The sequence below is a fragment of the Parabacteroides sp. ZJ-118 genome, assembly GCF_011038785.1.
Lineage (GTDB): Bacteria > Bacteroidota > Bacteroidia > Bacteroidales > Tannerellaceae > Parabacteroides.
The window spans coordinates 19,129-35,453 of record NZ_JAAKDT010000015.1; the positions used below are offsets into that span (position 1 = coordinate 19,129).

General features: G+C 49.6%; 12 protein-coding genes. 2 read left to right on the top strand and 10 right to left on the bottom strand.

Annotation, left to right across the window (positions count from 1 at the left end):
• The first annotated feature begins 22 nt into the window (after window positions 1–22).
• Window positions 23–940, top strand: coding sequence for a DUF2156 domain-containing protein (locus G7Y39_RS05885; protein WP_165155992.1), 918 nt, complete (start codon window positions 23–25; stop codon window positions 938–940).
• Between the two features lie 3 nt (window positions 941–943).
• Window positions 944–1,906, top strand: coding sequence for a GNAT family N-acetyltransferase (locus G7Y39_RS05890; RefSeq protein ID WP_165155994.1), 963 nt, complete (start codon window positions 944–946; stop codon window positions 1,904–1,906).
• A gap of 113 nt (window positions 1,907–2,019) precedes the next feature.
• Here the strand turns inward: G7Y39_RS05890 and G7Y39_RS05895 are convergent, their stop codons facing one another.
• The 10 genes from G7Y39_RS05895 to G7Y39_RS05940 form a co-directional block, all read right to left on the bottom strand.
• Window positions 2,020–3,984: an LruC domain-containing protein gene (locus G7Y39_RS05895; protein WP_165155996.1), complete on the bottom strand. Its 1,965-nt coding sequence runs from the start codon at window positions 3,982–3,984 to the stop codon at window positions 2,020–2,022.
• Between the two features lie 361 nt (window positions 3,985–4,345).
• Window positions 4,346–4,687, bottom strand: a complete 342-nt coding sequence (locus tag G7Y39_RS05900) for a hypothetical protein (RefSeq protein WP_165155998.1) — start codon at window positions 4,685–4,687, stop codon at window positions 4,346–4,348.
• Between the two features lie 251 nt (window positions 4,688–4,938).
• The gene (locus G7Y39_RS05905; protein WP_165156000.1) at window positions 4,939–5,826 is read right to left on the bottom strand and encodes a WD40 repeat domain-containing protein; all 888 of its coding nucleotides are present in this window, start codon (window positions 5,824–5,826) and stop codon (window positions 4,939–4,941) included.
• A 56-nt stretch (window positions 5,827–5,882) separates the two neighbouring features.
• Window positions 5,883–6,755, bottom strand: coding sequence for a 3-hydroxy-5-phosphonooxypentane-2,4-dione thiolase (gene lsrF / locus G7Y39_RS05910; protein ID WP_165156002.1), 873 nt, complete (start codon window positions 6,753–6,755; stop codon window positions 5,883–5,885).
• 69 nt (window positions 6,756–6,824) lie between these two features.
• The gene (locus tag G7Y39_RS05915; RefSeq protein ID WP_165156004.1) at window positions 6,825–7,439 is read right to left on the bottom strand and encodes a DAK2 domain-containing protein; all 615 of its coding nucleotides are present in this window, start codon (window positions 7,437–7,439) and stop codon (window positions 6,825–6,827) included.
• A gap of 11 nt (window positions 7,440–7,450) precedes the next feature.
• Complete coding sequence (locus tag G7Y39_RS05920) at window positions 7,451–8,467, bottom strand: dihydroxyacetone kinase subunit DhaK (protein ID WP_165156006.1); 1,017 nt, start codon at window positions 8,465–8,467, stop codon at window positions 7,451–7,453.
• Window positions 8,468–8,508: 41 nt separating this feature from the next.
• A complete protein-coding gene (locus G7Y39_RS05925) occupies window positions 8,509–8,823 on the bottom strand; it encodes a hypothetical protein (RefSeq protein WP_165156008.1) in 315 nt (104 codons plus the stop codon).
• Between the two features lie 18 nt (window positions 8,824–8,841).
• Window positions 8,842–11,289, bottom strand: a complete 2,448-nt coding sequence (gene ccsA, locus G7Y39_RS05930) for a cytochrome c biogenesis protein CcsA (RefSeq protein ID WP_165156010.1) — start codon at window positions 11,287–11,289, stop codon at window positions 8,842–8,844.
• A gap of 151 nt (window positions 11,290–11,440) precedes the next feature.
• Window positions 11,441–15,427 carry an SUMF1/EgtB/PvdO family nonheme iron enzyme gene (locus tag G7Y39_RS05935; protein ID WP_165156050.1) on the bottom strand — a complete coding sequence of 1,329 codons (3,987 nt, stop codon included), beginning with the start codon at window positions 15,425–15,427 and terminating at the stop codon, window positions 11,441–11,443.
• A gap of 108 nt (window positions 15,428–15,535) precedes the next feature.
• Entirely contained in the window at window positions 15,536–16,294 is a 759-nt protein-coding gene (locus G7Y39_RS05940) for a hypothetical protein (RefSeq protein WP_165156012.1), read from the bottom strand.
• Window positions 16,295–16,325 lie beyond the last annotated feature (31 nt).

The window sequence follows — 16,325 nt, forward strand, 5'->3', positions numbered from 1 at the left end:
GTAAAACCGTACAAGAATATTTATGGATATACCGTTTAAACCGATCAAGTTAGAAGACAAAGAGATTATAACCTCATTTACATTTCCCGGCGATTATCGCAATTGTGATTTCTCATTCGCGAACATGTGCAGTTGGCGTTTCTTATATGACAGTGAATTCGCCATCGCAGACGGCAATCTATTAATCCGTTTCATGATCGAAAACAAGAGCCGTTTCGCCTATATGATGCCTATCGGGAATGGAGATCTGGCGGATGCCGTCCGTCTGCTGGAAGAGGATTCCTTAAAACATGGACATCCGCTCTGTATGTTAGGTATCACCCCCGACGCCAAGGAGCAACTGGAAAGCGTACTTCCCGGAAGTTTTTTCTATATCCCGGAACGGGATTATTTCGATTACATTTATCTACGGGAAGATTTAGCGACCTTACGGGGTAAGAAATATCAACCCAAGCGTAATCATATCAATAAATTCAAGAAACGTTATTCGTACGAGTATATTCCTATCACGTCGGATATCGTACCGCAATGCCTGAGACTGGCATGTAAATGGTATGAGGCGAACCATGAGGATAATGCCGGGGAAGAGCTTAATGACGAACGTCGCTCTCTCACCTATGCCTTGCATCATTTTGACAGCCTAGGCCTGATCGGTGGCGCTCTCCGGGTTGATAACGAGATCATCGCTTTCTCCTTCGGGGCTCCTATCAATCATCAGACGTTCGGGGTTCACGCGGAGAAAGCGGACGTGCATTTCGACGGTGCCTATACGGTGATTAACCAAGAGTTCGCTTCTCGCCTTCCGGAACAGTATACTTACGTGAACCGGGAAGAGGATCTCGGTATACCGGGGTTACGCCAAGCGAAGCTTTCGTATCAGCCTGCCATACTATTAGAGAAGAGCGTCGCGATAAAAAAACAACTTATGCAAGCAAAATAAATTATGGACAAGAAACAACAAATCATAAACTTATGGCGTACCTGTTTCAGGGATTCCGAGGCATTCATCAGCCTTTATTTTGATTGTGTTTACAAGGACGAGAACACAATGACCATCGAGAAGGATGGTAAAATAGTATCCGCCTTGCAGATCGTTCCTTATACGATGACTTATTGGGGTGCCGAGATCTCGGTAGGTTATATCTCCGGGGCGTGCACGGCTCCTGAAGAAAGGGGGCAAGGGTTTATGCGACAACTCTTGCGAAGGGCATTCAAGGAAATGGAACGACGTGAGATCGCTATCTCCGCCTTGATCCCTGCCGATCCTTGGCTATTCGACTATTACAGAGAACAGGGTTATACCGAGGCATTCGATTATTCCGTGGAGATGTATATCCGCCCGAATACACCGATCCAACTTCCCCGGATAACGGTTATCCAACCGGAGGTACCGACAACCGACGAATTGTTCGCTTATTTCAACCGCAAATTGCGTGAACGCCCTTCCTGTATCTTGCACTCGCAGGATGATTTCATCACGATACTCCGTGACCTGCGATTAGGGAACGGAGGGGTGTACACGGCCTTGGACGAAAACGAGAAGGTAGTTGGCATGGCTTTCACACGGCCTCTCGAGGCTGATACGGCGCTGTCCGGCAAAAAGCTTTTTATCAAGGAACTTCTTTATGACTCGGAAGCGATCAAGGAAGTACTATTGCAAGAGCTTACCCGGCGAAATAACGTATCGCAAGCGATGGTCAATACCCCTCCCTCCCCTCCGGGTACCTTGCCTATGGGTATGGCCCGCGTCATCGATACGAAACGCATGATCCACCTCTGGCTATCCAAACAACACGAAAGCCCCGTCTCCCCCAAAGACTTGGAACAAATGGACCGCCAAACGCTCACGCGACAGCTGATGGGTTATCCAAAGCGAGTGGCTTATATGAGTTTAATGCTGGATTAATGCCTCTGATTATTTTCATCGAACTCGCTTAAAATAAAAAACGGATTGCTTAGGATAAGATCCCGCAATCCGTTTTTATTACCTTTTGTATCCAAACGCAACCCCGAGCTAATCTATTCTTCTATCTCTGGTGCTTTTCCTTGGTAAAGCTTCTCTGGATCTCCATTCGCATACCAGCCCAAAGAGGTCTCCGCTTGTCCTCCAGACTTAGCCCAATCCCAGAAACCAGAATAAGCATCCGCTATGGAAATCGTTTCTTTCGGATAAGAATCAAAATCACGAGTATACACCATTAATCCCCACATCATATTATCATAGTTCGGATCCGCTCCTTCCGCGGAACCATCATATTTATATCCTTTACTGCCCGTAGCAGCAGCATGGGAAGTACCTCTGAAATTAGGCAAATGGATCTCATTCCATTTTTTTTCCGCATCCGGATTTCCCCATACAATAAATACATTTAAATTGTTAGCGTTGATACGGCCTTTTACGCCGGATAATGGGGTTTCACACGTGAAAGACCGGCTACCGCAAACATAATTGTATGTATTAACGATTTTACCTCGATCTTGTCCCAATGCATCATGCGCTTCTTTGCCGTCAAGTAAGTTTATAATCTGATTATTCGCACCCGGAGCCTCTATTTGGGCATAAGCGTAAATATTTTTTGTTGCGCCTACCGCCCGAAGAGTTGTCGTAATTGATACATGCGTCGCATCACCTTTCTTATCAACCGTATTAGCGATCTCAACATCCATGACAAGATCATTCATATCATAATCACCAAATACGGGCCAATTATCCTCAAACATATATGTATATGAAGGAGTATCTTCTTCCTCATAGGTCGGATCTGTATCTGGCTCGGTTGTATCCGGATTGTATTCCGTATATTTATTACAAGGTGATTTTTCGATTCGAGCAGTAGGCTGGTCTTGACTTACAGGGAAGTTATTCCCGTTACACTCTATTATTCCCTTCACAAATACCTCTACTCTCCCAAATACATTAAAAGAACCTCCTCCACCATTTTTTATATTTTTGGCCTCGAATAAAGCATGGTCTCGACCTCCTAAGATGAAGTCAATAAAACCCTCAATGACATTTTCCATTATTGTCAAAGAGCCTCCTTTTATATTAACATTCCCATCCGCTTTAAACAGGGTTCTCGGTGACATGTTAATCAAACAGGTATGGAAAGAGCCTTTCCCCTCCTTCACATAGAAATGCTTACAAAGTATTGCTCCTCCATCCGTTATATAAATATTAGAGGGACTTGTTAGCTCTATTTGCTCAATATCAATCAAACAAGAATTATGTATATAGGAATCCTCCATTTCCAAGAACTTTGCTTCGATAGTACCCCTATTAAATATTTGAGACTCCTCTTTGCATACCAATTTCTCTTTACCCTTACCTGTGACAGAACCAGTAACATATATATTAGATTTCTCTAGTATAAAATCATTCTTAAATATCAAACTACCTTCGACATACAAAGTGACGTTCTCAAAGGAGGCTCCCTGCTCAACATACAATGTCTCTCCTTCAGGTATCACATATCTTCCTCCATTTTCTATCTTACCTATATCCTTTACAGGGGTAGCATCTTTAGAGTTATAATCTCCATCCTTAGGACCAAAACTTCCACTTCTCAATTGAGAGAGAGATTTAGTCGCTGGAGCCTTAGCCGGCTTAAGATCACATACCATATCTCCCTCTTTCACCTCAAATGGCCATATCTTTTTCAAGCCATAAGGATCTATCTGACGGACAAATATCTCTTTCAACGCTTTAGGGAAAACCACTTTCACCTCAAATGGAGTGTCTTTATTGGTTTTTCCTCCGATCAGGACCTTCGCGCTTTCATCCACAATAGGATTCGCGTCGAGAAGCTCTATCGTATAATAGTACTTACCCTCATACTCATCTTCAATATGAACTGTCACGTTTTTCTCGGCGACAGTGGAATAATCAAAATCATCGGGAATACCGTTCGAAGAGTTTCCCGGCTCCTCCGGCGTTGGCTCCGGCTCCGGCTTTGGATCATACACGTCCGCTGTACAAGCAGCCATCAGTACCGCGAATAAGAACAGTACCACATACTTTACCTTCGTAAAAACACGTCCCTTCATAGGCTTAAACATTAAACTATTAAATATTACCCTATAACACCGTAAAAAAAGAAGTTGCAAGTTTTAATCAACTTGTTGAACATTCTCAACGGCAAAGATAGATTTTATTGTGACACAAAGCCCTTTAACGCACAAGCATTCCTACATAAATTAACTATAATTAATATTATTATAGGGAAAACATCTTTGATATATAGACAATATTCATTTTACATCCTGTTAAAAAAGTACAACAAAATGCTATTCACGTTCTATGATCAAAAAGGTACGCCCACACAATAAAAATAGATTTATCTCCCTCCTATAGTTTCCGGAGGATAGCGATAAACTCATCGTTCGTAATGTCTAACTCCGGCTCTTTGTAATTGACATAGTCTTCAAAATAATCGCTGGCGATATCGGCTACGATCTCCCCTCCATCCAAACCATACGAGGAAACTCGTTTCTCCACCCGGTTACGTATCTGGCGAATCACTTGCAAACGATCCTCATACCGATCCGGTTTCTCCTGATCGGTGACATGCTCATTACGGGCGATCAAGTAAACTACCGTATAAAATTTCTCCACGCTCCCGAAAACGGGGATAAACAAGGATTTCTTCTCCCCGGGCAGATCTGCCAGAAACCGTTGTATCTTTGTCATAACGCTTATACTTTTACCTAATAAAAAAAAACAATATACTTTCGTGTGTAAAAGTATATTGTTTCAGTGACAAAAGTATATTGTTCCGACAGCAAAAGTATATTGTTTCAACGATAAAAGTATATTGTTTTTATCGGGCCTGTTAAATGATCGAATGTTTCTTCGTAAAGTCCGGGATCTCATCAATACATTCCCATGCCTTATTTAGAATTTAGGCGCACGAATATAATTACGATGATCCGAGTATATCTTTAATCGATCGGACAAATAGAAGAGATCATCCCGAAGGTGGCGTTATCATTCAAATCCCAGACCATCTTCCCTGCTCGGTTTATCTCGATCAACTGCGGGAAATGTCCTTTCGCCGCCTCTCCGTCATGTCCTTGCCAATTACAGATATATAAACCGCCGTCCCGCTTGGGGAGTAGCTGGGCGACAAAGAAGAGCTGAGCGCCCTCTATATCGTTCGCGTTCACCGTGCGAACGACCTCTCCGGTCTCGAAATTCAGTTCGATGAAGCAATGGGCATCACCGCAAGCGACCAGGTAATTGCCGTTATCCAACGCGGCCACGCTAAACGGATTTCCGCTTACTTTCACGCTTTTCAGCAATTGACCGGACGGGGATATTTCCCGGATCTCGGAAGTAGCGAACAAGGGTACCAAATAATTGCCCCGCTTGTTCTTGTTTACTTGACGGAATTGTGCATGGGGTTGCCCGATACGGGTATCGAAATCTGTTTTCGACAGGATCTCTCCTTTCGCGTTCACCTCCATGATCGTTGCCGGATATCCACACCACGCCAATAAATAATTACCGTTGGGAAGTACGCGGGCCGTCTGCATCTCACACCCCTCCGGAGCGGGGATATTCCAGATCTCCTCATGATCCCGGGTGATTAGCTTCGCCCCCTTCGAATAGGAAAAAAGGATATTCCGGTCGGGAGTAACGGCTACGGAGTTACATTCCCATCCTTTTTCCAAGGGATGCTCCCATTCAATTTCTTTCGTGTTCTTGTTCACGATGGCGATCTTGTCCCAGCCGGAACCGCCCAGTAAAAGATGATGTGACGCCTCATGGCACGAGGAACATGCGAGTAGTAGCAGGCATGCGGATACTATAAAGGTATAGATTTTCATGGTATGTTATTTATATAAACAAGCAGGGGCAGGCAAACCCTACCCCCGCGACTGGATTATTTCGCTAAATCACAGAACAACTCATATCCCTGATCGGGCGTGATACCTTGATGCACGACCGCGTGAACCGCTTGGATCATGGCGACAGGAGAAGTACTTTGGAATACATTACGCCCCATATCCACGCCAGCCGCGCCGTCGTTGATCGCGTTATAGCACAATTCCAACGCTTCCTTCTCCGGTAGTTTCTTGCCACCGGCGATTACCACGGGAACCGGACAAGCGGCTGCTACCTTCTCGAAGCCCTCGCAATAGTAGGTCTTCACGATCGTAGCGCCATTCTCCGCGCAAATACGGGAAGCCAGACCGAAATAACGAGCGTCGCGAGCCATTTGCTTACCAACGGCGGTAACCCCCATTACCGGGATATTGTAACGGCTAGCCTTATCGACCGCCTTATACAAGTTAGCCACTGTCTTCGCCTCATGCGCATCGTCGCCGATCGCCAACATAACCGCCATGGCGGAGACATTCATACGGATAGCGTCCTCTATATCGATCAATACATTATCGTTCAGATCCGTAAGGATAGACGTTCCGGCGTCCGAACGAAGACAAATCGGTTTCGTCGTATTCGCCGGGATCGTAGATTGCAGGATACCGCGGGTACACATCAAACAATCCGCGTATTCGATCAAAGGAACGATATTCAGGTCGATACGCTCTAAACCGGAAGTCGGCCCCATGATGAAACCATGGTCAAAAGCAAGCATAACCGCCTTGCCTGTCTTCGGGTTGAAGATACGGGATAAACGATCCTTCATACCCCAAGGTAAGTTCTCGGCTCCCTTCACATGGAAACACTGGTTCTCACGACTGATGCCTAAACCGAAGTCCGCACCCTCTCTCAAATCATCTAAATCTGCCATACTTATTATTCATTATATGATTACATTTTCGCGGAGAGGGGGGCATGCCCCCTCTCACGCTTGCCTATTTTATAGCGCCTCCGCGAAAGAGGCGAACATGCAGCTCCAAGAAGTAGCCCCACTATCGGCGAAACCGATCGAACGCTCACCGTAGTTGCGGGCACGCCCAAAGTTAGCTTTCATCGATACCGTAGACTCCGCTCCCTCAAGCGCCGCTTTAGCGCCGGCGTTGAGAACCTCCTTGATATCATCCGACGTACAAGCCTGCATAGCCTCCACCGCCGGGATCAAGGCATCCATCATCGTCTTGTCGCCTCGTTTCGCTTGGGTCTGTTGTCGTACATTCGCCAAGCCACCGGCGAACATCGCTTTCACACCCGCGGCATCCAACGCGGTTCCCTCGGCATGATCGCTCATTCCCAAGAAGAAAGCGCCGAGCAAGGTACTGGTCGATCCGCTCACTTCCATCATCACGTCCATACCCATATCACCAAGCATTTGCTTGAACTCCGTTCCGGACTGAGCGCTCTTGTTCACGGCAGCCATGGCGGCGACGATAGCGGTGCCATGATCACCATCCCCGATTACGGCATCCAATTTAGAGAATTCCTCCTCACGTGCCTTGATCTGTTTCAGCGCATTGTCTAACATGGCCTTGAAGGCCTCGATGGTCAGTTGTTCCATGTATGTATTGTTTATTTACCTAGGGTTGTCCAATAGGGTGCGTCCGCACGTTTGTTATTCAAATAATCGATATGATCCTCATCCAAGATCGCCATGATCATCTGGAATCCGGCTTGCTCCTGTACGGTCAAGATCTCTTGGATACGGCTTACCACCACCTGCAAGCCGCGAGCCTCCAACTCTTTATAAGCCTTGCGGAAGATGATGTTCAACTCCATATGGGTAGTAGCGCCTACACCGTTAATGATCAGCAGCATCTTGTCGCCGGCTTTCGGCTGTAACTGCTGGCAAAGCAGGTCTACCATCTCCGCCGCCGTATCATCGGCAGATACTAGCGGTTTCTGTCCACCGCCACCTTCGCCATGTTGACCCATGCCAATCTCCATGACACCCTCGGGAAGGTCCGTGATCGTACCTCCGTTTTGGGGATGCGTGCAAGAACGCATAGCGACAGCCAAGGTAGCCACATGTTCATTGTAGCGTTCACCGATCTCGATCAGCTCGTCTAAAGACTTCCCTTCCTCGGCGGCGGCCCCTAATATCTTGTACAAAGGGACACAACCGGCCAAGCCGCGGCGATCGTCTGCATTCGCCCCGATACCTGCGCTGATATCATCGTGAGTAAGTAATTTCTTCACCTTAATTCCCTTACGAGCGGCCAGCTGGCAAGCCATATTGGCGCTCATCACGTCGCCGGAATGATTCAATACGACCAGCAAGATTCCCGCCTCACGATCCATCAATTGCAATGCTTGAAACAAACGCTGGGCGCCCGGGGCGGCGAATATGTCACCCACGACGGAGCAATCCAGCATGCCGTCTCCCACGAATCCGCTCAAGGCAGGCTCATGGCCGGATCCTCCTAAGGTAACGATCGCGACCTTATCCTTGCCTTTCGGGTTGGCACGTACGACGATGTTCTCAGCCGCCAACTTTACCTGATCCGGATACGCCAATACATAGCCTTCCAATAGCTCAGCCGTGATATTCTCGGGATCATTTATGAATTTTGTCTTGATGTCTGACATGGTATTATCCTCCTTTCGATTTATAAGTCTTGATTTACGAATTATTTTAGTTCCATGATCTCGATGGCGATGCCTTCTTCCTCAATGAAGGCGATCGTCAGGTGTTCGTCGCAAACAGCCGGGCCAAAGATGACCTTCTTCCCTTCCAGCTCTTTTTCCAGGCAAGGAACCGTATAAGCGATGTGACCATTGGTCTGTACCAACTCCGGCAGGCAGCTGCCTTTCTCGAACTTCAAGAACTCGATCCGGTTCGGGCTCTTGCCGTAATCCGTCAACCATACACCCAGGCCTTCGTTATAAACCGCGCCTTCTTTACTCTCCGTAGTGACAATTCCTACATGATTAAATGTTCTCATGATCTATTCAATTTACAGTTAGACAATTATATTATTAAAACTCGTTCTCTTCCGATACGATACAAAGCCGACTCCTCCTACGAGGAGAATCGACAGATAAAGATAAACAAATATCCCGTTCACGTTGTCATTCTGGCCGTAAGAGTGCATGCCACTCAAGAAATAATTCACGCCGAAGAAGGTCATCAGCACCGAATAGAAGGCCAGGACAGACGTGAGATTAAACAGCCACAGGTTGTTGCATCTCGGTATCAGGCGAAGGTGCGTCACGATCGCGTAGAGCACCATCGTGATCAACGCCCACGTCTCCTTCGGGTCCCAGCCCCAATAACGCCCCCACGACTCATTCGCCCAGATCGCTCCCAGGAAAGTACCGATCGACATCAAGGCCAGCCCGATCCAAAGCGACATCTCGTTCACGATACTCAATTCCCGTACCCGCTCTTTGAGCGTCAGGACATTCCTCTCCCCGCCTACGCTCATCATCGCCAGATTGGTCAGGCCGATCAGGCAGCTAATACCGAAGAAGCCGTAAGCCCCCACGATAACCGCCACATGGAACATCAGCCAAGGGGATTTCAGGACCGGGACCAGCGGATTGATCTGCGGATCCATCCAACTCAAGCCGGACACGAACAGGATGATCCCTCCGAATAACGTTGCCAGCGCAAACGTAAGCGTACTCCTTCGTACGAACAACAACCCGGCGAGTACCGTGGCCCACGCCACGTAAACCATCGTCTCGTAGGAGTTGCTCCAAGGGGCGTAACCCGCGATATACCACCGCATCCCCATCCCATACATATGGTAGGCGAACGCGACACAAATCCCCAGGCTCAACGCCCAAATCGTATAGGTGATCCATCTCCCCTTCCTGAACAAGGCCGCGAAAGCGAGGAGCAGCAGCGAGCCGCCCAGGATCAGGTAGCCTTTCTCGCATCTTCGGAATACATCCATCCGGTTGTATTTGATCTCGGCCTGTATTTTCTCCGGACGAATATCCACCGCCCTGTTCTTGGCTTGTTGGTACGTATGGATCATGCCGACCACCTCGTCCGCCTTCTCCCAGTTACCGCTCTTCAACGCTTCTTGCACCTCCGACAGGTACCAGCCCATGATGCGGGTGACGAACAGGGAGTCTTTCCCGGAGAACACCGACAAGTCATCGCCCGGCGCATACCATTTGCGATCCGGATCGTCCGCCTTCGGGAAAAGATTCAACATCCGGTAATTGATCAATTGATGGAAGATGTTTACCTGCTCATCCAGCTTGATCAAGTCTTTGTCGAAGCGGGTACGCTCCGCCGGCATCTTATTGTAGGCCTCGTCCAGCTTCGCTTGCAATTTATAGTGTCCGCGGCTATCGAATACCTCTCCGTAGGCACACGCCTTATCCGTAAGGTCGTAATAACCGGCCAGTTCACTGTTCGACAAAGCGATAAACGGTACCCGGATCCACATATCCGGCAGGGCCAGGACGCTCAACAGGAACTGATCCGAGTTCAACGGGCCGAACCGATCCGACTTGTGCAACTTTCGCAGCACCTCGGAAGAGAAGGTATTGATCGGCATCATGCGCCCGCTTACCGACTGGATCGGCAGCGCACCGAACTTGGCGGCGTGTTCCGGGCTTACCGCATATTTCCACAGGGTCTCCCGCATGTCGGGAGCGACCGCATCTTGCGCCCGTGCGCCTCCCACGGATAGAAGGAGCGCAGCGAGCAGGGCCGTCTTACGGGCGGGCGCCCCCAAGTCATTCAACTGGCGGCTTAACTGCGTGAAGCGGGAGTCTTTCCCTACCAAGCAGAGTATAAAGCCGATCCCTAAAATTGCATAGCCGGTATATGTGATGGTCCTCCCAGCCACATCCCGGTTCACGGAAAGCACCGTCCCTCGCTCATCGGGGTCATAGGAGGCCTGGAAGAAGCGATAACCTTTCACGTCCAGCACATTATTCATGTATACCCGGGCATGGCGGGTCTGTCCATCCACATGTACCAGTAGCTCGCTCTCATAGGCGGAGGGGCTGGCGGAGCCGGGATAGCACGTCAGCGTAAATTTCACGAGCTCCACGCTAAAGGGAAGCCTATGATAAGTCATCTGACCCGAGGTGCGGATCATGATGCGATCATTGGATTCTCCCTCGCGCAGGTGAAGGATCCCTTCCTCGCCGGAAAGGTGGGAAACCAGGGCGCCCAAAAGGATGACCACAAAGGCGGCATGGGTGACTATCATCCCCCACCTGCGCCGCTCGAGCAGCCGGCGCCGGATAACGACAGCCGCGAAATTGGCTACCAATAGGAATTGGAGCAAGAGAAAAAGAGGGGAATAGTAAACCATCGTCTTGGCGACGGCGGTACCGTGATACTTCTCTATAAAGGTCGCGGCGGCCAGGCCGAAGGCGTAGACCGCCAGCAGGGCGATCGTCGTCGCAGTGGAAGAGATGTATTTGCTCATTACTTTCATTTACGGAATCTCTGTTTTAGGGTATGACGCGGGGGCGTGAACCATGGGTATCACGCCTCTGCCTGGGGAGACACCCCTATGCCTGACTAAGGGAGCATCTAGGTGCCTGCCTGAGGGGACACACCCCCGCGTAATAAATGTTAAAAACGGACTAGTCTTCGATAATCACCCGGAAACCCACGTTGAACACGCGCTGGTACGGATAATAGCCCTTACGGGTATAAGCCGTGGAGAACTTCGGCCGCTCGATATACGAGCCGCCTCGAACCACCTTGTACTCGGATACCTCTTTCGATTTCCCGTTGTAGGGATAAGGCAGGTAATCGGAACGAGTCCATTCCGCCACGTTACCGTGCATGCAATACAAGCCGAACGGATTCGCCTCATACGGCTTGCCACCCACTTGGACCAGGTTGCCGTCGTCCACGCCCTCCTCTTTCGGCAAGAACGTGTAGTACTTGTACCAGAAAGAGGTCTTGGGCATCGGCTGCGGGTCGATGCCGCTTACGGCAAACAGGAGCGTGGTCGCATCGGCCAGGTTGTCCTTCTTGCCGAAGTCAGCGTTCATGTCGCCATACCAGAAATCCCGATCGCTACCGGCGCGGCAGGCCCATTCCCATTGCGCCTCGGTCGGGAGCGTGATGTTCAGGCCGGTCTTCTCGCTCAGCTTCCTGCAATACGCCATAGCATCATCGTAGCTTACACGAATCACCGGTTGCTCCGGCTTGTTGGCGGGATATCCCTGAACGACGTGATCCTTCCATTGCTGATCCACGAAGCGGCTGTCGTGATCCGGGAAGATCACGTTGAATTGCTCGTTCGTAACCTCCAGCTCACCCATCCAGAAAGCCTTGTCGATCTTCACCTTCGCCGTCGGACGCGTATCGGATTGCCCGCGGTAGCTGCCCATCACGAATTGTCCGGCCGGTACGCGGACGAATGCCATCCGGATACCCGGGGCCAACTCGATCTCCTTACGAATCTCCTTCTCGCCGGCCAGCATCGCCTTGACACGGTCTGCGTCGAAAGGCCAGCCTTTCACCTTCAGCTCTTTTTCCTTGGCGAGAGCCAATTTCTCCGGCATCTCCGGCTGGATCTCGCCTTTACCCTTCAAGTATGCGGCATAATCGGCGATTTCTTTCTTCCAATCTGCGCCCGCGCCATTTGCGTACTTATCCGTCAATTCTTTACGACGCTTGATCTGGTCGAAGCCTTGATACGGGATGATCTCCTTCGGAAGTACGTTCGCATTGAAATAGCCCTTATCCGGGGCATTGTAATCGATCCAGTTATACAGGGTCCTCCACTCCTTGTCCGTCAGTCGCACGTTAAAGTGTCCTTTCTTCAACATCCGAACCAGCTCACTCGTGTTCGGATGATACTCATACGGTTGAAGAACCACCATATCGCCCTCGCCACCTTGACGGTGCACATACGGATGCAGATTTAGGTAAGAAGTGCCATACCCCAGTTTATCCTTCTTGCCCCCGCGCAAGTCGAAAGCCTTGCCCTCTCCGGTATGGCAGGCGATACAGGCACGGTCCAAGATCGGCTGGATCTCCAGATCGAACGTGAACGAACGGACACCGCCCTCCGGGGGAGTCAGCGCACGAGGGGCTCTCCGCGAAGCCATCACGCGTTTCGGGATAGGAATCTGGTTCTGATCCTCATGGCAACCGATACAAGAGACCACCTCACCCGGCTGACCGGTCAACCAGCTACGCATCCACTGGATAGCTACTCCATCCTTATCCAACGGTTGGATAGAGATCGGTGTATTCGCCGGGATCTTGAAGATGGCGGAGCCATCCTCTTCCACCGGAACCGTACCCAACATGCGCTTGATATCCCAACCGGACTGGATTCCATGCCAATTATGATCGGAGGTAGTTTTCACGTAAGCATACTCATAGGCGTGCAGACGAAGCGACTTGACCGTACCCCGGGGGATGCCTCTCAGACCCTCGCCCTCGTAGATATCCTGGATAAAGACCGTAGCCTCTTTGTCATTCAACTTTACACGGTCCGGGATCGCCGGAGGAGTCGGCGTCTTACGGACGGCGACTGGACTGATATAGCCCTCACCCTCTACCTTGCGCAAACAGGTTACGTTATCGAATACGTCTACCAGATAAATGCCCCACAAATCCCGCGGATCCAATTTGGCGGCCACCAAGAAATAGGTATCATTCAACGGGGTCGGTTTGATAAACTGCGGCCATACGCCATTTACCAGCTCATCCTTGATCTCCTCCACGATCGGCCGGTTACGATACGGGATCTCCTGTACCATACCGGCGGCACCCTTGCGCGCTTTCGCCGGGTCGAACACGATCAAGCGACCAGAACGGGCGATACCGTGGTGACCGGAGATGATTCCCACGAAAGCGGAGCCATGCCCCGGCAACGGCTGGATATCGAACGTGCTGTTCGGGAACATCGATCCGCTGCCATAGAGCGCCTTCTGCTCCGTACCATCCGGGTTCATATTCATCACGATGCGAGAATAATAGTGCGTCAGGTCCGTGTACTCCCAACGGGTGTACATCACACGGCCGTTATTCATCACCACCGGGTTCCAGTTCGCGTCTTGATCGAAGGTCAGACGGCGCAAGTTCCTCGTATCCGGTGTATAAAGTACCATATTGCCAACCGGGTCGTCACCGCTTACACAAGGCACGCCCTGATAACCGATATTCGAGTTGGCGATGATACGTCCGTCCGGCAGGTAGGTCCCGTCATAAAACTCCAAGTCCGGCTCCTCGTTGTGAATCAATTGCTTAAATCCAGTGCCATCCAGTTTCACCTCGAATACATTCCAGCGCTTATCGGGCATCGTCTGGGTAAACATCGCACGATCGCCCTCCCAATGCATCCGCAAGTCGGCGATAGAGGAGCCATTTCCCGGTTTATAGATCGACCGTACCTGTACATCCTCCCCACGTAAATTGCTTAACTCCACAATATCGGCGTCGAATCCCATACGGCGGGCGGACTCTTGGTTGCTCCAGTTATTGCCCTGCGTACCTAAATCTGGGGCCATCGCCTTATGAGCGTTCACACCCAACTTAAAGCGGGCCGCCAAGATTTTATCACCGTCTAGGAACGGGTTCGCCAGCAAGATCGTACGCTTGTTGGCGAGCGCTTTCTCGGCGTTGGACAAAGCAGCCTCATCGCCGCTATAGATATTGTCGAACCCTTTCTTTACCTGCTGCTCCAGCTCATCCAAGACCGGTTGATACTTGGCGGCATCGAAACCTTTCAATTTTTTCATATCATTGAAAGCCAGACGAATCGCCTCCATATTCAACCAACTCAAGTCGCTTTGCAAATTACAAATACGTTGGGTTTTCTCATAGAGTCTCAAATATTCACGAATCTGCGTATCAATATCTTTCTCCGCCTCGATTTGCTTGACAGCGTCCTTTACATATGCGGAGTCCTTCAGACGGGAAGCCAGGTTCAAGACAATCTCACGCTCAGCGGAAGCGTCACCGGCGGTCAACCAATTCTCCAATCCATCGATATTTGCGTTTAAGGCGCCCAGTTCCTTCGGGTAATCGGCCAGCAAACGTGCGGCCTCCTCCTTCGGGAAAACATTCATGATACGGAAAAACACACTGCCTACCGTTGACTGATCAGACAAACCCACCTCAGCCTCAAAGCGTACATATTCCTTGTTGATATTGTACACCATCACGCCATTGGCATGGCATAATACGCTATGGTCGTATTTCTTACCGCCGATCAACAAAGGATTCCCGTACAAATCCGTATTCTTACGGATGCTGCCCGAGCCGGAGACCCAATAATCAGGATCTAACTCATCCAACCAAACCGAACTGCCGTCCGCCTTGATTAAACGGGCGTTCGCCCATGTACCCCAATCCCAATCCGTTCCATCCGGTCCGGCGGCCGTAACAAGTACCAACTGGTCCAAACCTGTCAAATCGGCGGACATCGGGACAGCCTTCTGCTTCGCCTTGATCCAAGCCGACAGGATCGGCATGTTCGCCTTCACCAAGGAGGCACGAAGATCAGACTTTTGTTTAACTGAGGCGTCAATCCAGTTATCCGCCTTCTTTTGCTTCGGACCCGCCGAAACAAGAAGAGAAGTCGACAACAAGAGTGATACCATTGTATAGTATTTATTCATGTATTATTTAAATTTAGAAGGTTGTTTATTGAGATCCTAAGGATCACGATTAGCGATCCTTAGGATTACGAAGCATAACTCTAGAGTTTTTTATAAAGCGGCCTTTTGGTTCGTGAAACGTAAACCAGCGTTGTCGTGATAGCATGCCCACTCATCTACGATAGCGCCTTCCGGGCCTGCCATCATAAAGTGGAATGTCTCCAATTTCTTCAGGCGTAATACGTCACCTACCTTCTGAACCACGAAGTTCTTACTCTTGATCGGCCCGTGCCCGGCGGGGATAGCCGGAGCGTCCGGAGTCTCGTCACCTACCTCGGAGAAGTTGTATACCCAACCCTTCTCTACCATCCAAGACTCGTGTTTAGCCGGAAAGTCCGTCTTTACGTGGGCATGTTCCGGAATCATCTGGCCCGGCAACAGATAGATAGCGTGAGCGAAATACTTATACTCCGGATCGTTGATCCAGAAAATACCACCCATACCTACATTTTCGAAATCACCCAAACCAAAGTCGGTCACCCACATATCTTTCGCCATCAACTCCGTGAAAGGAACATCATAGAAAGCGAACATATCTTTCATCGCTTCCACAGCGACATTTTGTTGAAACTTGCCGTCCTTATAAAAATCGGCGTTCGTGTACTTCTTTGAATAAACCATTGCTTTATTTTTTTGATTGTTAGTATTACATGCGTTCGTACATTCTTTGCGGCAAGTTCCTTCCGGACAATTACCCTCCCCGTTAGCGGCGCAACAAGTAGCGTCTGTCGTTGTTTTTCCCGTACATGCGACCATAGATGCCAACACCAATCCAATAGCCGCCATTTTCATGTTTAAACCTCTTCTCATTTGTTTTTGTGTATAATTTGTTAGTACTATT

Coding starts and splice junctions, on each gene's coding strand:
- G7Y39_RS05920 (WP_165156006.1), bottom strand. CDS start 8,467: ATGTCAGACATCAAGACAAAATTCATAAATGATCCCGAGAATATCACG.
- G7Y39_RS05890 (WP_165155994.1), top strand. CDS start 944: ATGGACAAGAAACAACAAATCATAAACTTATGGCGTACCTGTTTCAGG.
- G7Y39_RS05885 (WP_165155992.1), top strand. CDS start 23: ATGGATATACCGTTTAAACCGATCAAGTTAGAAGACAAAGAGATTATA.
- G7Y39_RS05940 (WP_165156012.1), bottom strand. CDS start 16,294: ATGAGAAGAGGTTTAAACATGAAAATGGCGGCTATTGGATTGGTGTTG.
- ccsA (WP_165156010.1), bottom strand. CDS start 11,289: ATGAAAGTAATGAGCAAATACATCTCTTCCACTGCGACGACGATCGCC.
- G7Y39_RS05900 (WP_165155998.1), bottom strand. CDS start 4,687: ATGACAAAGATACAACGGTTTCTGGCAGATCTGCCCGGGGAGAAGAAA.
- lsrF (WP_165156002.1), bottom strand. CDS start 6,755: ATGGCAGATTTAGATGATTTGAGAGAGGGTGCGGACTTCGGTTTAGGC.
- G7Y39_RS05895 (WP_165155996.1), bottom strand. CDS start 3,984: ATGGCTGCTTGTACAGCGGACGTGTATGATCCAAAGCCGGAGCCGGAG.
- G7Y39_RS05915 (WP_165156004.1), bottom strand. CDS start 7,439: ATGGAACAACTGACCATCGAGGCCTTCAAGGCCATGTTAGACAATGCG.
- G7Y39_RS05905 (WP_165156000.1), bottom strand. CDS start 5,826: ATGAAAATCTATACCTTTATAGTATCCGCATGCCTGCTACTACTCGCA.
- G7Y39_RS05935 (WP_165156050.1), bottom strand. CDS start 15,427: ATGGTATCACTCTTGTTGTCGACTTCTCTTCTTGTTTCGGCGGGTCCG.
- G7Y39_RS05925 (WP_165156008.1), bottom strand. CDS start 8,823: ATGAGAACATTTAATCATGTAGGAATTGTCACTACGGAGAGTAAAGAA.